The sequence below is a fragment of the Rhizobium sp. SAFR-030 genome (assembly GCF_059415005.1).
The window spans coordinates 734,720-753,778 of sequence record NZ_JBPFDO010000001.1; the positions used below are offsets into that span (position 1 = coordinate 734,720).

17 protein-coding genes are annotated in these 19,059 nt (G+C 64.6%); 6 read left to right on the forward strand and 11 right to left on the reverse strand.

Annotated elements, in window-relative coordinates; translation table 11 throughout:
* Window positions 1-9: 9 nt before the first annotated feature.
* The 7 genes from ppdK to ACR65N_RS03915 form a co-directional block, all read right to left on the reverse strand.
* A complete protein-coding gene (gene ppdK / locus ACR65N_RS03885; RefSeq protein ID WP_440455814.1) occupies window positions 10-2,688 on the reverse strand; it encodes a pyruvate, phosphate dikinase in 2,679 nt (892 codons plus the stop codon).
* A 465-nt stretch (window positions 2,689-3,153) separates the two neighbouring features.
* On the reverse strand, window positions 3,154-3,579 hold the full coding sequence (locus ACR65N_RS03890; RefSeq protein WP_440455815.1) for an Ivy family c-type lysozyme inhibitor: 426 nt from the start codon (window positions 3,577-3,579) through the stop codon (window positions 3,154-3,156).
* A gap of 131 nt (window positions 3,580-3,710) precedes the next feature.
* Window positions 3,711-7,172 (reverse strand): chromosome segregation SMC family protein, encoded by a 3,462-nt coding sequence (locus ACR65N_RS03895; protein ID WP_440455816.1) that lies wholly within the window; start codon window positions 7,170-7,172, stop codon window positions 3,711-3,713.
* 108 nt (window positions 7,173-7,280) lie between these two features.
* Window positions 7,281-7,976: a DsbA family protein gene (locus tag ACR65N_RS03900; protein WP_430305665.1), complete on the reverse strand. Its 696-nt coding sequence runs from the start codon at window positions 7,974-7,976 to the stop codon at window positions 7,281-7,283.
* A 139-nt stretch (window positions 7,977-8,115) separates the two neighbouring features.
* Window positions 8,116-8,619, reverse strand: coding sequence for a DUF721 domain-containing protein (locus ACR65N_RS03905; RefSeq protein WP_430305666.1), 504 nt, complete (start codon window positions 8,617-8,619; stop codon window positions 8,116-8,118).
* Window positions 8,620-8,631: 12 nt separating this feature from the next.
* A complete protein-coding gene (locus ACR65N_RS03910) occupies window positions 8,632-9,849 on the reverse strand; it encodes an O-antigen ligase family protein (RefSeq protein ID WP_440455817.1) in 1,218 nt (405 codons plus the stop codon).
* A gap of 56 nt (window positions 9,850-9,905) precedes the next feature.
* Window positions 9,906-10,670 carry a glycosyltransferase family 25 protein gene (locus tag ACR65N_RS03915; RefSeq protein ID WP_440455818.1) on the reverse strand — a complete coding sequence of 255 codons (765 nt, stop codon included), beginning with the start codon at window positions 10,668-10,670 and terminating at the stop codon, window positions 9,906-9,908.
* 73 nt (window positions 10,671-10,743) lie between these two features.
* On the opposite strand from ACR65N_RS03915, the gene mutY reads away from it, so the two are divergent.
* On the forward strand, window positions 10,744-11,823 hold the full coding sequence (mutY, locus tag ACR65N_RS03920) for an A/G-specific adenine glycosylase (protein WP_440456115.1): 1,080 nt from the start codon (window positions 10,744-10,746) through the stop codon (window positions 11,821-11,823).
* A 41-nt stretch (window positions 11,824-11,864) separates the two neighbouring features.
* A complete protein-coding gene (locus tag ACR65N_RS03925; RefSeq protein WP_440455819.1) occupies window positions 11,865-12,479 on the forward strand; it encodes an HAD family hydrolase in 615 nt (204 codons plus the stop codon).
* Between the two features lie 223 nt (window positions 12,480-12,702).
* On the opposite strand, the gene ACR65N_RS03930 is transcribed toward ACR65N_RS03925, so the two are convergent.
* Window positions 12,703-13,833 carry a site-specific DNA-methyltransferase gene (locus ACR65N_RS03930; RefSeq protein ID WP_440455820.1) on the reverse strand — a complete coding sequence of 377 codons (1,131 nt, stop codon included), beginning with the start codon at window positions 13,831-13,833 and terminating at the stop codon, window positions 12,703-12,705.
* A 142-nt stretch (window positions 13,834-13,975) separates the two neighbouring features.
* Here ACR65N_RS03930 and ACR65N_RS03935 point away from each other — a divergent pair, with 142 nt between their 5' ends.
* Both ACR65N_RS03935 and ACR65N_RS03940 read left to right on the forward strand, forming a co-directional pair.
* Window positions 13,976-14,272, forward strand: coding sequence for a nucleotidyltransferase family protein (locus tag ACR65N_RS03935; protein WP_440455821.1), 297 nt, complete (start codon window positions 13,976-13,978; stop codon window positions 14,270-14,272).
* On the forward strand, window positions 14,272-14,622 hold the full coding sequence (locus tag ACR65N_RS03940; RefSeq protein ID WP_440455822.1) for a HepT-like ribonuclease domain-containing protein: 351 nt from the start codon (window positions 14,272-14,274) through the stop codon (window positions 14,620-14,622). Before ACR65N_RS03935 ends, ACR65N_RS03940 begins: the two co-directional genes overlap by 1 nt.
* Here ACR65N_RS03940 and ACR65N_RS03945 read toward each other — a convergent pair.
* Window positions 14,619-14,978: an antibiotic biosynthesis monooxygenase family protein gene (locus tag ACR65N_RS03945; RefSeq protein WP_440455823.1), complete on the reverse strand. Its 360-nt coding sequence runs from the start codon at window positions 14,976-14,978 to the stop codon at window positions 14,619-14,621. The genes ACR65N_RS03940 and ACR65N_RS03945 overlap by 4 nt on opposite strands.
* Window positions 14,975-15,322, reverse strand: coding sequence for an NIPSNAP family protein (locus ACR65N_RS03950; RefSeq protein ID WP_440455824.1), 348 nt, complete (start codon window positions 15,320-15,322; stop codon window positions 14,975-14,977). The genes ACR65N_RS03945 and ACR65N_RS03950 overlap by 4 nt, the downstream gene beginning before the upstream one ends.
* Before the next feature lie 71 nt (window positions 15,323-15,393).
* On the opposite strand from ACR65N_RS03950, the gene ACR65N_RS03955 reads away from it, so the two are divergent.
* Window positions 15,394-16,089, forward strand: coding sequence for an ArsR/SmtB family transcription factor (locus ACR65N_RS03955; RefSeq protein WP_440455825.1), 696 nt, complete (start codon window positions 15,394-15,396; stop codon window positions 16,087-16,089).
* Between the two features lie 69 nt (window positions 16,090-16,158).
* Complete coding sequence (locus tag ACR65N_RS03960; RefSeq protein WP_440455826.1) at window positions 16,159-16,848, forward strand: HAD family hydrolase; 690 nt, start codon at window positions 16,159-16,161, stop codon at window positions 16,846-16,848.
* A gap of 138 nt (window positions 16,849-16,986) precedes the next feature.
* Here ACR65N_RS03960 and ACR65N_RS03965 read toward each other — a convergent pair whose 3' ends face one another.
* On the reverse strand, window positions 16,987-19,044 hold the full coding sequence (locus ACR65N_RS03965) for an O-linked N-acetylglucosamine transferase, SPINDLY family protein (RefSeq protein WP_440455827.1): 2,058 nt from the start codon (window positions 19,042-19,044) through the stop codon (window positions 16,987-16,989).
* Window positions 19,045-19,059 lie beyond the last annotated feature (15 nt).

The window sequence follows — 19,059 nt, forward strand, 5'->3', positions numbered from 1 at the left end:
CCGTGCGGCTCACCCTCCCTTGCGCCGTTCGTCGATCGCCGCCTGTGCCGCGGCAAGTCGCGCGATCGGCACGCGGTAGGGCGAGCAGGAGACGTAGTCGAGGCCGACATCCTCGCAGAAGCGGATCGACGACGGGTCGCCGCCGTGCTCGCCGCAGATGCCGAGCTTCAGGTCTGGTCGGGTCTTGCGGCCGCGTTCGGCGGCCAGCCGGATCAGCTCGCCGACCCCGTCGAAATCCAGCGACACGAAGGGGTCCTGGACGATGATGCCCTTGCGCTGGTAGGTCGGGATGAAGCTCGCCGCATCGTCGCGCGAGATGCCGAAGGTGGTCTGCGTCAGGTCGTTTGTGCCGAAGGAGAAGAATTCGGCTGTCTCGGCAATCACATGGGCGCGGATGGCGGCGCGCGGCAATTCGATCATCGTGCCGGCCAGATAGGTCACCGGCAGACCGGTTTCGACCGAGACGTCGGCCGCCACCTTGTCGATGCAGGCCTTGACGTAGTCGAGCTCGGTGCGCAGGCCGACCAGCGGCACCATGATTTCGAGCTCGACCGGTGCGCCGGTCTCCTTCGCTGCCGCAGCAGCGGCCTCGAAGATGGCGCGCGCCTGCATCTCGGCGATCTCCGGATAGGAGATGGCCAGCCGGCAGCCGCGATGTCCGAGCATCGGGTTGAACTCGTGCAGTGCCTCGACGCGCCGCGAAAGCTGCGCCGGCTCCATGTCCATCGCCGCCGCCACCTCCTCGATCTCTTCCTGACTCTTCGGCAGGAACTCGTGCAGCGGCGGGTCGAGCAGGCGGATGGTGACCGGCAGGCCGGACATGATGGTGAACAGCTCGGTGAAATCCGACCGCTGCATCGGCAGCAGCTTGTCCAGCGAACGGCGACGTCCGGCTTCGTCTTCGGCAAGGATCATCTGGCGCATCTCGTGGATGCGGCCGCCCTCGAAGAACATGTGCTCGGTGCGGCAAAGGCCGATGCCTTCCGCCCCAAAGGAGCGGGCGGCCAGCGCATCGGCCGGCGTATCGGCATTGGTGCGCACTGCCATCCGCCGAGCCTTGTCGGCCCAACCCATCAGCCGGCCGAAATCGCCCGACAGCTCCGGCTGGATCATCGGCACCTCGCCGCGCAGCAGGTGGCCGGAGGAACCATCGACGGTGACGATGGCGCCGCGCTTCAGCGTGAAGCCGGGCCCGATCAGCAGCTCGTTGCGCATGTCGACCCTCAGGCCCCCGGCGCCGACGACGCACGGGATGCCCATGCCGCGGGCCACCACCGCCGCGTGGCTGGTCATGCCGCCGCGCGTCGTCAGGATGGCTTCGGCGACATGCATGCCGTGAATGTCTTCGGGGCTCGTTTCGATGCGCACAAGAATGACCTTGCGGCCTTCCGCCTCCGCCGCCACCGCATCCTCGGCGGTAAAGACGATCTCGCCGCTCGCCGCGCCGGGCGAGGCCGGCAGGCCGGACCCCAGGATCACCCGCTCGACCCGCGGATCGATGGTCGGGTGCAGCAACTGGTCGAGCGACGGCGGTTCGATCCGGCAGACTGCCTCCTCCTCGGAGATCACCCCCTCGTCGACGAGATCGACGGCGATCTTCAGCGCAGCGCGGGTGGTGCGCTTGCCGGACCGGGTCTGCAGCATCCACAGCTTGCCGCGCTCGACGGTGAACTCGACATCCTGCATGTCGCCGTAATGCGCTTCCAGCCTGTTGCAGATCGCCCGGAACTCGCCGAAAGTCGCCGGCATCAGCTTTTCCATCGACGGCTTTTCCGAGCCGGAAGCAATGCGCCCCTCCTCGGTCAGCGATTGCGGCGTGCGGATGCCCGCGACCACGTCCTCCCCCTGCGCATTGATCAGGAACTCGCCGTAGAGGCTCTTTTCGCCGGTGGACGGGTTTCGGGTGAAGGCCACGCCGGTGGCCGACGAGGAGCCGAGATTGCCGAACACCATCGCCTGGACATTGACGGCCGTTCCCCAGTCGTGCGGGATCTTGTGGAGCGTCCGATAGGTCAGCGCCCGGGCGTTGTTCCAGCTGGAAAAGACGGCGGCGATGGCTCGCCAGAGCTGCACATGCGGATCCTGCGGAAAACTCTCGCCGAGTTCCTCCTCGATCATCTGTTTGTAGAGCCGCACGACATGCTGCAATTCGACCGCCGACAACTCCGTGTCGTAGTCGTGGCCGAGCCGGGCCTTCTCGTCCTCGAGGATTTCCTCGAACATCTCGTGGTCGAGGCCCATGACGACGTCGCCGTACATCTGGACGAAGCGGCGATAACTGTCCCAGGCGAAACGGGCGTCGCCCGCATCATGGCCCAGTGCCTGCACCGTCTCGTCGTTGAGGCCGAGATTGAGAACCGTATCCATCATGCCCGGCATTGAAGCGCGGGCGCCGGAGCGAACCGACAGCAGCAACGGCGCACCGTTTCCACCACCGAACACACGGCCGGTGAGCGCCTGCATGTGGGAGATGCCATCCAGCACCTGCTGCGTCAGGCCATCCGGCAGGCTGCGGCTGTTGCCGAAATACTGATGGCATGCCTCTGCGGTGATCGTCAGCCCCGGAGGCACCGGCAGGCCGAGTGCGGCCATCTCGGCAAGGTTCGCACCCTTGCCGCCCAGAAGAGCGATGTCGACCGCCCTGCCCTCCGCATCGCCCCCGCCAAAGCGGTAGACCCATTTCGTCATCGTTCTCCTCCACCCGAGCATGTGCTGCTTCTTGTTTTACAAGCAATAACAGGAGTCGCAGGCGCTTGGAAACCGGCAAGGAGAGGTTGATGCTGCAATGCAGCATTTTTACGACTGTGGGATCCGCGGAAGCTGGGGACATATCCGGTCAAAGCGGTGCGCAACGCGGTTGCGATATCACGCAGTGCTGGGCTTTGCGGGGCCGCAGAGTGCGACCCCGCAAAGTTTCCGGCAGGTACAGGAAACCCGCCGGGGGGTGACGTGTCCGGGCGATTTTGCCAGCGCCGGGCCCGATTGCCGCCTGCGTAGCACACCGCATTTCGGTACGGTAGCAGTCATATAACGTAGGCCAAAAGTCACAGCCTGTGCGCGAAGTCTCCGGCCCGTCGCGATCTCCGCCGATGATCCCGACGCAATGCGGCATGTCTTCAACCAGCGGCGATGCTAAAAGTTTCAGGGACTTGCCTAGATACCGTCCCGCTTCAGGGCCGCCAGGGCGTCGGCCGAAGGGCTGCCGAGAACCACCTCGCCGAGCTTCTCGTCGACGATCCGCATGCCGGCGATCGCGCCGCCTTCGGAAAACAGGATGCGCAGATGGTTTTGCGGACATCGTCGGGCGAGACAGGCTCCGAACAGCTCCATCGGCTTGCCGTCGATATTGACCGCCTTCGAGCCGCCGGAGACGTAGCGTGGCACCGAGACCATGTTGCGCACCCAGGAGGGAAGCGTGCGCGTGCCGCGCAGCAGGCTTCGGAGGTTCTTCTCATGCACCGGCGAGGTGGCGACAACATCGTGCAGGTAGCGTTCGGAGGTTGCCTGTTCCGCCAAGGCCGGGACCGCAGCCAACCAGACGGCGAACAGCGGCAGAGCGAGTGTTACAGATTTCGGCATGGCCGACCTCCTGCAGGGTATGACATATTCGCCGCCATTTCGCTTTTCGCCGACGACCGGATGCAGGAGCGTCACGGATCAACGGCGTCGGTCGCATCACGTGCTGCTGACCAACTACCGTCAGCGAATGGCTAGCTGGCCTCGCGCAGCAGTTCGGCGGTCTGCAGATCCACCGAGACCAGCTGGCTGACGCCCTGCTCCGCCATTGTGACGCCGAACAGGCGGCTCATCCGCGCCATTGTGATCGGGTTATGGGTGATGATGACGAAGCGCGTCTCGGTCGAAGCGGCCATCTCGTCCATCAGGTTGCAGTAGCGCTCGACATTGTGGTCGTCGAGCGGCGCGTCCACCTCATCGAGCACGCAGATCGGCGCCGGATTGGTGAGGAAGACGGCAAAGATCAGCGCCATCGCCGTCAGCGCCTGCTCGCCGCCCGACAACAGCGTCATGGTCTGCGGCTTCTTGCCCGGCGGACGGGCAAGTATTTCGAGGCCGGCTTCCAGCGGATCATCGCTTTCGATCAGCTGCAGTTCGGCGGTGCCGCCGTTGAAGAGGTGGGTGAACAGCCGCTGGAACTGGGCGTTGACGACGTCGAAGGCGGCGATCAGCCGCTCGCGCCCCTCGCGGTTGAGGCTCTGGATGGCGGATCGCAGCTTGCGGATGGCATCGACGATGTCGTCGCGCTCCTTGATGAGGGCGGCGAGCTTGTCGGAAAGCTCCTTCTGCTCCTCGTCGGCGCGCAGGTTGACGGCGCCAAGGCGCTCGCGCTCGATCTTCAACCGGTCGAGTTCGCGCTCGACCTGCGTCGTGTCCGGCAGATCTGCGCCGGGGGCGATACCGGCATGGCGCAGAACCTCATGCGGCTCGACGGACAGTGCCTGGCGTATTGCGGTCTCGGCATCATGGCGACGCTCGGCGTTCGACACCAGTCGCTCTTCGGCCCGGCCGCGCTTCTCACGCACGTCAGCGAGTTCGGCAAGCGCGGTCGCGGCAAGCTTGTCGGCATCGCGCTGACGGGTCTCGGCTTCCGCCAAGCGGTCCCCGGCCGCTCGCCTGGCATCCTCGGCCTTCTGCAACTCGCCGAGCAGGGCGCGGCGCTTGTCGTCGAATTCCTCCGGCGCGAGATCGAGCTCGGCGACTTCCTCGCGCGCCTCCTCCTCGCGTTCGCGCAAGGTGGCGATGTGGCTGTCGGCGCTGGCGGCACGGCTGGTCCAGGTGCCACCTTCCTGAGCAATGGCCGATAGCCTGCGGCGGCGCGCATCGGTCTCGCGTGCCAGCCCCTCGTGGCGGGCGCGGGTCTCGGCAAGCTCCGCCCGGTCGACGGTCACAGCCATCTGCTGCTCGGCAAGCCGGCGATCGATGTCGGAAAGGTCTGCTGCATCCTCCAGCTCGGCGCGGGCGTCTTCCTCCTGCACCACGAGGTCGTCGATCTGGCTGCGGATCTGGTCGAGCGCGGTTTCGAGAACCGCCCGGCGGCGCATGGCATCGCCGGCGGCCCGCTCGGCCTGCACCAGCGCGTCGCGGGCATCCGCCAGAACGCGGGCGAGACCGCGGGCACGCTCCCTGGCATCGGCAAGGCTCGCCTCGTCGGTGCGGATCGCCGCGGTTGCCGCAGACAGCAGGGTTTCTGCCTCCGACAGCCCAATGCGCGCCTCGTCGACCTCTGCCTCAAGTTCCGAGAGCCGGTTCTTCTGCGCGAGACGAAGGGCGGCAGCACTGGGCGCTTCCGAGCCCGCCACGTGGCCATCCCAGCGATGTACAGCGCCGTCTCGGGTCACCAGCCGCTGGCCGGGCTTCAGCTGCGGCATCAGCCGGTCCGCATCGGCCGCATCGACGAGACCGATCTGGTTCAGCCGGCGCATCAGCGCAGCCGGTGCCGCAACATGGGCAGAGAGTGCCGCCACACCCTGCGGCAAGGCGGGATCGTCGGAGCCATCACCATTGCCGCGCCAGTGGGCCGGCGCCTCGGGATCCAGCGGGCTGTCGAGATCGTCGCCAAGCGCTGCACCGAGCGCCGTCTCGTAGCCGCGATCGACGCGGATCAGTTCGGCCACGGGCGCGAAGTCGGCACCTGTCGCGCCGGCAGCGAGCATCCGGCGGATGGTCTTTTCCTCGGTCTCCAGCGCCTGAAGGTTCGCCCGCGCCGCTTCGAGCGGACGGCGCGCCTCAAGCTCCTGCTGGCGCGACCTGGCGAGCTGGCCCTCTACCGTCTCGATCGCGAGAGCACCATCCTCGACGGCGATCTCGGCAGCCTCGACCGCTTCGCGTCGCTCCTCCGGGTCGGCGAGGCCCGCCAACTGCTCGGCAAGCGCATCGGCCTCGGCACTGGTTTCCGACAGCTGCCGGTCGAGCCGCAGGCGGCGGTCGGCGATGTCGCGGATCGAGCGCTCCAGCTGCGAACGGGTCGCGGCGGCCTCCGCCCGTTCGGCAGTCACGGCCGCAAACAATCGCTCGGTCTCGGAGAGCTTTACCGCCGCCTCGTCGAAGCGCGCCCTGGTTTCCTCCGCCTCGTCGCCCGACTGCTCCAGCAATTCGCGAAGCTCCTCCTCCTCGGAATCCAGGCGGGCGATCGCCTGGGCGTTGTCGGCGACAAGCTGTTCCTCACGGCGGATATCCTCGCCCAGTTGCGCCAGCCGGCGGGTCAGGTCGTCGCGGCGCCGCATGAGCCGGCCGGCCTCTTCCTCCAGTTGGCCTCTGGCAATCTGCAGGCGCTGCAGGGCGGCACCGGCGGCGGCTTCCGCCTCTCGCAGTTCCGGCAGCTTGAGGCTGGCGATGGCTTGCGCCTTGGCCGCTTCCATCTGAGCCTGCGCCTTCTCGGCCACGACCGAGGTGATCTGGTTGAGCGCCGCCGTCGCCTCGTCTTCGCCGGCGCGCGCCAGCACCCAGCGGATATGCAGGAGCATCGCCTCCCGCTGGCGGATATCGGCCGACAGCATCTTGAAGCGGTTCGCCTGGCGGGCCTGGCGCTTGAGGCTCTCGATCTGGCTCTCCAGCTGGGACGTGACGTCCTCCAGCCGTTCGAGATTGGTCTCGGCGGCGCGCAGCCTGAGCTCGGCCTCGTGGCGCCGCGAATGAAGGCCGGAAATGCCGGCGGCTTCTTCCAGCAGTTGCCGGCGCGCCTGGGGCTTTGCCTGGATCAGTTCGCCGATGCGGCCCTGGCCGACCATCGATGGCGAGCGAGCCCCGGTCGAGGCGTCGGCAAACAGCAGCTGGACATCCTTGGCGCGCGATTCCTTGCCGTTGATGCGGTAGACCGACCCCTGCTCACGCTCGATGCGGCGCGACACCTGGATCTCGTCGCTGTCGTTGAAGCTTGCCGGCGCAGTGCGGTCGGAATTGTCGAGGAAAAGCGCCACTTCGGCGGAATTGCGGGCGGGTCGGTTTCCAGAGCCGGAGAAGATCACGTCGTCCATGCCGGACGCGCGCATGTTCTTGTAGGAGTTCTCGCCCATCACCCAGCGCAGGGCTTCGACGAGGTTCGACTTGCCGCAGCCGTTCGGCCCGACAACGCCGGTCAGCCCGGGTTCAATGATGAATTCGGCTGGTTCGACGAAGGATTTGAAACCGATCAGGCGAAGCTTGTTGAACTTCATCGCCGGTTGCCCCTCAAGGCGCGGCACCGCATGCCGGCGTCGGCATCCCGGTCAGCAAAAACGGGCGCACGACTTTCGCCGGCGCCCGCTTTGAAGGCAGGTGTCGGATCAGAGCAGGCTGTCGATGAGCGCCGACATGGATTCAACCGACATGTCTCCAGAGTAGCGGTTGCCGTTGATCAGGAAGGTCGGCGTGGAATTCACTCCGAATTCGTCCGCTCCCCGCTTCATCGTGGCATTCACATCATCGAGAAGCTTCTGGTTCGTCAAGCAGGCGTTGAAGCTCTCCTGTGTAAAACCGGCGAGTTTCGTCGACTGAAGCAGGGCTTCGCGGACATTGCCATCGGCGGGAGCCGCCCAAGCGCGCTGCTGCTTGAACAGCATCGAGACCATGGCGAAGTACTGCGTCGGCTGTGTGCGCTCGTCCGGCTTGGACGGATTGCAGCGGGCCAGCATGAAGGCAGCCGTTGCGACCGGGTCGAACGGGAACTCGCGCAGGATGAAGCGCGCCTTGCCGGTGTCGACGTATTTTTCCTTGATCGGATCGAAGGTCGTCGCATGGAAGTGGGCGCAGTGCGGGCAGGTCATCGACATGTATTCGACGATGGTGACCGGCGCCTTCTCGTCGCCGAGCACCATTTCCGGCAGCGGACCGGCCTCCAGGACCTTCTGCATGTCGACCTTGCCGGCCGCTTCCGGCAGCTCAGCCGCTGCGGCCTGGCCGGCCAGTGCCATGGCGGGAACGGATACGGCGGCGGCGCCAAGAAGGTGACGTCTGGAGATTGTCAACGAGCTGATCGGCATTAGGACACCCATGTTCAAAAAAGCGCAAAAACGGTTCGAACTTCCGTAGCCTGCACATGTGGCCGCGACAAGCGGAACGAAGGTCGGTTCTCTCAAACAATCGTGACAAAGTTGCGGGGAAACGACTGCCGCCGTCCGTCTACGGTCGGCGCCGGCCGGGCGGCTGCATGACGGCCGTCCCCAGCCGCTCGACCGCGCGGCGCAGCGCCTCGTTCTCGATGCCCTCCATCATGCCGTTCAGCTTGCGCGCGGCATCGCCCTTCAGCGGCTGCGGCGGGCGGCGTACCCGGGTTCCGGTCGATACCGGCTTCTGGACGATGCGGATCTGGCGGATGGCCGGAAAGCCGAAGAAGCCGTTGATGCGCTCGATCAGTTCCCCCTGCGCGTGGCTGAGGAACAGAGCGCGCGCGCCCTCGCAGGCGATCGTCAGGACGCCCGCCTGGTGACCGGAGGAATGCTCGCTGCCATCGTGGCGCGGCCAGGCGATCTTTTCCGGTCGCGTCGTGTCGGCGAAGTCGGCTCCGGCGATCTCGTCCCAGGAGCCCAGCAGGGCCGTCGAAATGCCTGCCCGCCGGGCCAGCATCGGATCCATGATGCCGTTGGCGATTTCCGCGATCTGCCGTGGGATCGGTCGTCTGGCCATGCGCTCTTCCTGTCAGATCTGCCGCGTAGCCGCCGGCGTCAGGGTCTTCCAACGGCGAAACTGTGCCATGTAGGCGCCGACGAACAGCATGATCGTCGACATGCAAAGCTCATGATACAGCGGATCGTGCAGCATGCCAAAGATACCGACGGAACAGAAGAAGTAGATCGCGGCTCGCCTCATGCTTTCCTCCGGCGCACGGCGCAGGACCGTGAGGAGAAAAGCGGCGACGATGGACCCGAGCAGCACAAGACCGACGACGCCGTTGGCCAGCAGTTCCTGCAGGACGAAATTATGGACGTGCTTGAAACCGGCGATCATCTCGGCGTTCGGTCCGGCGGCAACTTTCATGTGGGGAAACATGTCCATGATACCGACGCCAGAGAGCGGATGCTCGCGGATCACCTGTGCCGCCGCCTTCCACATGGTCAGCCGGATGTCGCCCGATTCCATGCCATCGTCGGATTTTCCGGCTACGTAATGTTCGTAGACCGTGACGAAGCGGCCGGCGATCATGTTCTGAACCGGCGGCGCGAGCAGCATCAGGCCCGCCGCCAGAAGCACGGCCGCATAGCTTCGGTTGCGGATCCTCGGCCGCCACCGGAGGCTCCAGAAGAAGAATTCGGCGAGAAACAGGATGGGCACCACGATCAGCACCGCCCGCGTTTCCGTGAGGAAGATCGGGAAGCTGGCAAGGGCAATGTGCTGCAGTCCGTTCGGCAGGCACTTTGGCGGGTTGTTCAGTCTGATGGTCGCGGTGATCGCGCCGAGCAGGATCAGCAGAGCCACGATTGCCGCATTGCCGCCGCCATTCCAGCGCTCCAGCGCGTCGCCGAAGGAGATGGACATGACCAGGGCAAGGACAAATGCCGCATAGACACCGACCCGCGCGCCGAGAATGAAGGTCCGCAATGGCCGGCGCACCAGACAGAGACCCGGCGCAATGAAGGTCAGTCCGAGCAGCAGCACCATGAAACCGAGCTGCCGGTTGCCTGCCTCAAGCTGCCCACGCGCGCCGATGAGAACCAGCGACCACAGGCAGTAGAGGACGATCAGGCCGTAAGGCGAGCACAGGTGCTCGACCAGGCGACGGACGCGTGACAGCGCCACGTAGATGCCGGAGAGACCAAACATTCCGGCCAGAACCACCGGGATCGGAATGTAGAGGGGAAAGGCGGCGGATGCGGCAGCAAAGACGGTCGGATCGATCCGGCGGCGGGCCAGAAGCATTTTTTTTATCGTCAACATTTCCTGCCTGATTTCAAGTCGTCGTCTTGCGATGAGTGCTACGCTTGCCTTCTTAAAGCAAGGCTTCCAAAGGCAGTATACTTGGCACGCCTAAACACTTCGGCAACCCTGAACAAATGCGTCGGCATCTTCTTCCAGCCCCGCAGTTTAGTCTCACGATAATCGGCGCGGCTGGCGATCAGGGTTTCGCTGCGCAGATCGCCGAAATCGATGAGGTTGATGTCGGTGGTCAAGACCGGCACGCCGTGATCCCAGGACCGCTCGAGTGCGCTGTCGAGCGGCAGGGACTGGCGCGCCATGCCGACCAGAAGACCTTGCGCCGCCTTGCGCGTCAGCACGTAGCAGGCGGAAGAGCCCTGCGGCCCGAGGCGCGAGTATCCGATCCGGTCGCCGATTGCGCTCGTGAAGCAATGGCGAAAGGCAACGGTGCGGTGGTTGACCAGCTTGACGACGCAGTTGTCCGGCACGGCATCGACGATGGCTTGCGAGCGCTGCATCAGGTCCGCGGTCAGGGCGACGTCGTCCTCGATGACCAGTGCTGCCGGCTCGCCGCTGTCGACCAGTTGCCGGTAGGCCCGCAGATGGCTCTGGTAGCAGCCATATTCACCGGCCATGATCGGCCGGCCGTTGCGGCGACGGAACAGATCAAAGTCGACATTTTGCCAGTCTGGCTGAGGTACGAGGCTTCCATCGACGCCCTCGACCCGCTGCAGGGCAATGCCGAGGCGCTCCGCCTGCTGACGAATGAGCGCGCGCCTTGCCGCGGCTCGCTCGATATTGATGAGGAGGACCGGCAATTCCATGTCTGTGGCCATTGGCTTCAACGTCACCGCACTCTATCACTTGGGCCGAAACTCGACCGATTGCACCCGTCTCATGCATGAACTTCCAGAACCGCGCCTCGCCGAGGCCCTGCTCGCCTGGTACGACCGGCACCACCGGGAGCTGCCCTGGCGGGTGTCGCCGCGCGACCACCGCAACGGTCGGCGAGCCGATCCTTACCATGTCTGGCTTTCCGAGGTGATGCTCCAACAGACAACCGTGCAGGCGGTCAAGCCCTATTTCCAGAAATTCCTCGCCGCATGGCCGACCGTCAGCGATCTTGCAGCCGCTCCGGTGGACGATGTCATGGCCGCCTGGGCGGGGCTCGGCTATTATGCTCGGGCGCGAAACCTGAAGAAATGCGCCGAAGCCGTCGCCTCCTCCCATCACGGCGGGATCTTCCCCGACACCGAGGACGGTCTGCGTGCGCTTCCCGGCATCGGCGATTACACCTCGGCCGCCGTCGCCGCCATCGCCTTCGACCGCCCGGCGGCGGTGCTGGACGGCAATGTCGAGCGGGTCATCTCGCGCGTCTATGCGATCGCCGATCCCTTGCCCGGCTCCAAGCCGGCTATGAAGGCCAGGGTGAAGGCGCTGACGCCGACCGCGAGGCCCGGCGATTTCGCGCAAGGAATGATGGACCTCGGCGCGACGATCTGCACGCCGCGGCGCCCGGCCTGCGCACTCTGTCCGTTGCGAGACGACTGTCTTGCCTTCCTGCACGACGACCCTGAGCGGTTTCCGGTGAAGGCGGCGAAGAAGGACAAGCCGGTGCGCCAGGGTGCGGCCTTCGTCGCGGTATCCACAGAGGGTCGCGTGCTGCTGCGGCGGCGCATCGACAGCGGGCTGCTGGGCGGCATGACCGAGATCCCGACGACAGCCTGGACCGCGCGTCTCGACGGTGGCACGACGGTCGCGGATGCTCCCTTCCCGGCCGACTGGCAAGCCTGCGGCGTGGTCACGCACGTATTCACCCATTTCGAGCTCAGGCTCAGCGTCTACCGGGCGAAGGTGGCGCATGAGCCGAGCGCCGGCGGATGGTGGGAACCGGTTGCCAATCTCGCGGCGCAGGCCTTGCCGACCGTGATGAAAAAGGCAATCACCCAGGCCATCCCTCTCGCTTTCGCGCCCTAGCCAACCGCCCGCCATCGTTGCCGCGCATCAAGGAGTTTTTCATGACTGCCCCGATCGAACATATCGTCTTCGACATCGGCAAGGTTCTGATCCACTACGATCCGAACATCCCCTACAGCCGGATCATTCCCGACGAGGAGGAACGCCGCTGGTTCTTCCTCAACGTGTGCACCCACGACTGGAACATCGAGCAGGATCGCGGCCGCGAATGGGCGGTGGCGGAAGAGGAACTGGTCGCCAAATATCCCGATCAGGCGGAGCGGATCCGCGCTTTCCGCAAGCACTGGCACGAGATGGTGCCGCATGCCTACCACGACAGCGTGGCGATCATGGAAAAGCTCATCGCCGACGGCCATGACGTGACGATGCTGACGAATTTCGCCGCCGATACCTTTCGCCATGCGCGCGAGCTTTTCCCGTTCCTCGACAAGCCCCGTGGCGTGACGGTCTCGGGCGAGATCTTCATGATCAAGCCGGACGTCGAGATCTACGAACTGCATGCCGGCAATTTCGGGCTGGACCCGTCGAAGACGCTGTTCATCGACGATTCCGCGCCCAATGTCGAAGGTGCCAGGGCAGCCGGCTGGCAGGCCGTGCAGTTCATCGACGCGGCCACGCTGAAGGCCGACCTTGCCGGTTTCGGCATCGCGATCTGATCTGCGGCGGTTCCGATACGAATGCACCCGGCCTGTTGCCAGACCGGGTGTCTATTCTTCTCCGCGACTGGAGTCCAAGCCGGAGAGGATATGCCTCATCGGGCGGCGGCGGCGGTGGATCAAACGTCTCCGGGCGATGAGCAGGCGACAGAAGAGGCGTGGAAGTGGGCGAAAATGGGTCGCCCGCTCCGCCGGCGGTCTTTCATGGGCTTTGGCTGCCTGATCAGTCGAGCTTGGCCATGCCGTTGCGAATGACGGTGCGCAGGTCATCAATCGGCTTCAGTTGCCCGTCTTCCTCGTAGTGCCAGTAGGTCCAGCCGTTGCAGGTATCGAAACCCTGCACCTTTGCACCGAGACGGTGGATCGATCCGGATTCGCCGCCGGACACGAGCGTCCCATCGGCGCGGATGATGGCGCTGACGCGGCGCTTGACGTCGGTCAGGACCTGGCCCGGCTTGACCAGTCCGCTTTCGACGAGCGTGTTGAAGGCGACGCGCGGCTCGGACTTCTTGCCCGTCATCACCGTCAGCTCGACCTTGCCGAGCGGCTCGACATCGGCAATGCGGGCAGACGCCGCGTCGATGTAATCCTGCTCCCGCTCGATGCCGACGAAGTTGCGGCCGAGGCGCTTGGCGACGGCGCCGGTGGTGCCCGAACCGAAGAATGGATCGAGGATGATGTCGCCCGGCTTTGTCGAGGCGAGGATGATGCGGGCGAGCAGTGCTTCCGGCTTCTGCGTCGGATGCACCTTCTTGCCGTCGTCTCCCTTCAGGCGCTCGCCACCGGAGCAGATCGGAAACAGCCAGTCGGAGCGCATCTGCACGTCGTCGTTGGAGGCCTTCAGCGCATCATAGTTGAAGGTGTAGGACTTTGCCTTTGCGTCGCGGCTCGCCCAGATCAGCGTCTCGTGGGCGTTCTGGAACCGGCGGCCCTTGAAGTTCGGCATCGGGTTCGTCTTGCGCCAGACCACGTCGTTGAGCAGCCAGAAGCGCAGGTCCTGCAGCATCGAGCCGACGCGGAAGATGTTGTGGTAAGAGCCAATCACCCAGATCGTTCCGTTCGGCTTCAGCACGCGGCGGCAGGCAAGAAGCCAGGCGCGGGTGAAGGCATCATAGGCCTGGAAGCTCTCGAACTGGTCCCAGTCGTCATTGACGGCATCGACCACCGACTGGTCCGGGCGGTGCAGCGTGCCGCCAAGCTGCAGATTGTAGGGTGGATCGGCGAAGATCACGTCGACCGACTGGTCGGGAAGCGCGTCGAGGGCGGCAACGCAGTCGCCCTTGATGATGGTGTTGATCCAGGAATTGGGACGGACCTGAGACTTGAGGTCCACAAGCGGAAGAACGGATGCCATCTGATACTCGCTGAACACTTACTCGGTACATTTACTGACTGTTATGGTTACCCAGTTTGGTTACCAAACCCTGAAGCAGCCGCAGAAAATGCGCGAAATAATGCAGATGGAAAGAACAGCCGGTTCGCAGTAGATTAACGGCATGAGGAAAAACGACGCCATTCGGATCCTGAGTGAGAGAGCCGACGCCATCCGGGCGCTCGGCGCAACCTCGCTTTACCTGTTCGGCTCGGTCGCCCGCGACGAGGCGCGCGAAACCAGCGATCTCGACCTGTTCATCGATTACGATCCCGATAAAAAGTTCTCACTTGTCGATCTGGTCGGCATCAAAATCTTCCTTGAGGACGAGCTGTCGCTCGACGTCGACATCACGACCCGCGATAGCCTGCATCCCAGGTTGAAGGAGCGCATCGAAACATCCGCTGTCAGGGTATTTTGATGACGCGGGACAGCGTCATCGTCATTGACGAAATGCTGTCTATGATCGACTTCATCGAGATTTCGATGAGCGACAAAACGCGGTCTGACTTCCAGCAAGACATGATGCTGCGCCTGGCAGTTGAACGGGCAATCGAGATTGTATCGGAGGCATCCAGACATCTTCCGACGGACCTTCTTGCACGGGAGCGAGAGATCCCCTGGAACAGCATCCGAGGGATGGGCAATGTTCTCCGTCACGAGTACCATCGGGTTGCTTCCGAGGTCATATTGGATGTCATTACCGGTGACCTCCCACCGCTGAAGGCAGCGTTGCTGCGCTTGAACAAAGACGGTCAAACGGCTGACTAGACCGTTCCCACCTCCTCCATCGCCTCCCGGCTGTCGGCCGGCGCCTCGTCGCGCTCGGTCATGCCGTAGTCGCGCAACACCTGGCAGACGCGCAGCCGATAGTCGGCAAACACCTCTCCCCTCCCCGCCTTCTGTGCCGCGCGATGTGACTCGGTGTTGCGCCATGCCGTCACCGCCTGCTCGTCGCGCCAGAACGACAGAGACAGGATCTTGCCGCGCGTCGTGAGGCTCTCGAAGCGCTCGATAGAAAGGAAGCCGTCGACGGTCTCCAGCTCGGCACGCAACGACCCGGCAAGATCGAGGTAGCGATGACGCTCGCCGAGATAGGGCACAACTTCGAAGATGACGGCGATCATGGCGCAACCTTTCCCGCGAGTGGAAGCAGGGCGCCATGCGGCAGCGAGACGTTGCGTAGAAAGATCCGGTCTTCCTCAAGGATGAACCGTTCGCGTCTGGCGAATTCGTAGTTCTGCTGCCCGAGCGGGTCGTCGGCGAGCCGCGCCCTGTAGCTCTCATAGGCTGCGAGGCTGTCGATCGAATAGACGCCGTAGGCCGTCGTCGCCGATCCCTCATGCGGCGCGAAGTAGCCGACGAGGTCGGCGCCGCAGCGGGGGATCGCTTGCCCCCAGGCTCTGGCATAGTCGGCAAACTGGTCGCGCTTGAACGGATCGATCTTGTAGCGGATGAAGCAGGTGATCATGGTCGTTTCTCCTTGTCGCCCGGCAACTATCGCCCGTTGCGCGACGGAGATGCTTCGGTTAACATCGAACTATGAAGGAAGGACCGGACATCGCCCGCATCGGAATGCTGATCGGCGACCCCGCGCGGGCCAATATGCTGACGGCGTTGATGGCCGGCCAGGCGCTGACGGCGAGCGAACTGGCGCAGGCCGCAGGCGTGGCCTTGCCGACGGCCAGCGCGCATCTGGGAAAGCTGGAGGACGGCGGGCTCATCACTCAGCGCAAGCAGGGACGGCACCGCTATTTCGCCCTCTCCGCCGATACGGCGTCGCTTCTCGAGAGCATCATGGGGTTTGCCGCGAAACGCGGGCATCTTCGCCACCGGCCGGGCCCGAAGGATCCAGCGCTGCGCCAGGCGCGCATCTGCTACGATCACCTGGCCGGCGACCTTGGGGTGCGCATGCTGGACAGCCTCGTTGAGAACGGCTCCATCGTGGCCGATGGCGAGACGCTGGACCTCACCGCGCACGGGCAGCAATATGTCTGCGACATGGGTATCGACCTTGACGCCCTGCGATCGCCGCGACGACCGCTGTGCAAGTCCTGCCTCGACTGGAGCGAGCGCCGCTCGCACCTTGCCGGTACGCTTGGCAAGGCGCTTCTCGGCCATGTTCTGGCCGAAGGTTGGGCCAGGCGGGACGCCGACAGCCGGGCGATCCGCTTCAACCGAACCGGGCTCGGGAAATTTCATGCGCTCTTTCCGGTCAGCGAGGCCGACGCTGCGTGATTGGCAAGGGCATCGTCCTCGTGTAGGTCAGGCCCAACCCCTTTCGGAAATCAACGAAGAGCATCCTTCATGAGCGGTTTCGATCTCATTATCTTCGACTGCGACGGCGTTCTGGTCGATTCGGAAATCATCGCCGCGCAGGTGGAATCGCGGCTCCTGACCGAGGCCGGTTACCCGATCAGCGTCGAGGAGATGGGCGAGCGGTTCTCCGGCATGACCTGGAAGAACATTCTGCTGACGGTAGAAAGCGAATCGTCGATCCCGCTCTCGGCGTCGCTGCTCGACAAGTCGGAGAAGCTTCTCGATGCGCGGCTTGCTCGTGACGTGAAGGTTATCGAGGGCGTGAAGTTCGCGCTTGCCCGGCTGACGACGCAAAGCTGCATCTGCTCCAATTCGAGCAGCCAGCGGCTGGACATGATGCTGACAAAGGTCGGGCTGAAGCCGTATTTCGAGCCGAACGTCTTTTCCGCCAAGGATCTCGGTCCCGACAAGGTGAAGCCGCGGCCGGACATCTTCCAGCACGCGCTGAAGACTTTTGCTGTGCCGCCGTCGCGCGCCATCGTGATCGAGGACAGCGTCCATGGCATCCATGGCGCAGTTGCCGCGGGCTGCCGTGTCATCGGCTTTACGGGCGCCTCGCACACCTATCCGAGCCATGCCGACCGGCTGACCGATGCCGGTGCGGAAACGGTGATCGCCCGCATGAGCGACCTTCCGGCCACCATCGCGGCACTGGCCGAATGGGGCAGCGAGATCTGAGACCGGTTCAGGCTGAAGCCCGAACCTTATCCGCATCACGTTTTGTACAGATGTGGATCGCCCGGACAGGTCGGCGCCGCGCTACCGCGGTCCGGGATCTATGGCTGACGGCGCGTGACAATGGACGCGCCTTAGAAGTCACAAGGCGGACTTCGCCTCTGCCGTCCACAGCCGCTGGTCCACCGGCAGGGACATGTAGTCGTCCCACTCCGCAAGCTTTTCGCGGTAGCGCTGGCGATAGCTGACGTCGTCGATGAATTCCGTGCCTTCCAGCACCATCTCCGCGCCGATCTCGTAATAGACGTCGAGGTTGCCGAGATCCGGCACCGGCGTCTCGCCGCGCTCGGCCTCGCCCTGCATCTGCCAGAACAGTTGTTCCAGCCGCCTTGCAACTGCCGGCATGTCGCGGAGCGCACATGTTTCGCGCTGCTCCTTCAGACGCTCGCGCACCTTGAGCAGGCTGGCGGGATCCTTGGCGAAGTTCACGGCCCGGCGGACGTAATCGTCCGGCGTCAGGCAGAGCATGTCGGGCGTCCCACCGGCCGTGACGATGCTGGCGCAGAAGCGCGCCGCAAAGCTCTTGCCCGGCAGCGTGAGGATCGGCAGGCCCATGGTGATCGCATCACCGGCGGTCGAATGGGCACCGTAGGGAAACGTATCGAGGAACAGGTCAGCGACCGCGATGCGCGCCAGGTGGTTGGGATTGGTCGCCTTCGGCGCGAAGATCAGCCGCTGCGGGTCGACGCCCGCCGACTTGGCCGCATCGCGCAGGCGCTGGTCGACATCGTCGCCGCCGGTCAGAAGCCACAGCACGCTTCCGGGCGTCAGCGTCAGGATCGCCATCCAGCGGGCAAAGCATGGCGGGGTGATCTTCTGCATGCCGTTGAAGCAGGCGAAGACGAAGACATTTTCCGGCAGGCCGGCCTCGGCGCGGGTCGGCCGCGGACCAATCGCCCGCTTGCGGTCCAGCGGCTGGTTGCAGGCGATGCGCAGCACCTTCTCCGTGTAGTAGGTCTCGTAGTCCGGCGGTACGATCACCTCGTCGGCGATGATGTACTGGTGGAACGGACTGCCCATCGAACCAGGATAGCCGCAGAAATTGACGATCACCGGCGCCGGACGGAAGGCGAAGATCTTCGGCCGCGCATGCTTGGTGTACCCGTTGACGTCGATCAGGATGTCGATCTTGTCGGCAGCGATGAGCGCCGCGGCCTGGCTGTCGGTCAGCGCATTGATGTCCGCCCAGCTGTCGACCGCCGCCTTGATGCGTTCCTGCGTCGCGTCGTTGACGCGCTTCTCGCCGCAGTAATAGGCATAGACCTCGACCGTCTGCTTGTCGTGCAGTTCCAGCACCTCGACGAGGGCGAAGCCGACCGCGTGATCGCGAAGGTCGGAGGATAGATAGCCGACGCGGACCCGCTCGCCGGTACCGGTCTTCTGGCGCACGGCCTGGCGGAAGCTCCGGTCGAGCTTTGCCTGGCTGCCGATCAGCGACCGGTTGTAGCGATAGGCCTTGGCAAGCTGGAACATCGGGTCATCGGAATAGCAGCCGAGCGTCAGCGACGACATGGCGTCGAGCATCTGCCGGCCGGTGACGTGGTTCGACGGCGCGAGCACCGGCCACTTGCATTGCCTCTGGCGCAGCGACGCCCAGTGCTGCCCGGTCTCCAGATGCGTCGGCTGCAGCTCGAACGCCTGAAGCAGCGCGGCTTCCGCCTCCTCCATCTGGCCTGCGGCCTCGAGCACGCGGCCGATGTTCTGCAGCACCATCTGCCGGTGCGACATCCGCTCCGGCATCACCTGGGCCGTCTCGTCGGCGAAGCGCTGCCATTGCTGGACGGCCTGGCCGATCAGGCCACTGTCTTCGAGAAGCCGGCCGAGATTGATGTGTCCGGGACCGAATTTGGGGTCGATCTTGAGGCAGGTGCGCAGTGCCTGCACGGCGCCGGCGGCATCGCCGGACTGACCGAGCGCCACGCCGTAATTGAAGTAGGCGATGTGCAGCAGCGGATTGTCGTCGTTGAACGCCACCCAGTTCTTGTAGAGCTCGGCGGCCGCCGCCTTCTGCCCGGCGACAGACAGCTGCTCGGCGATCTGCAGCAGGTTGAGGAGAGGCAGCGCCTGATTTCGCGCCAGCTGGATGCCGGCGGAATTCTGCGGGACACCCTGGGTGGAGATTGCGTGAGGGGCGTTCATTGTCATCCTGCGGCA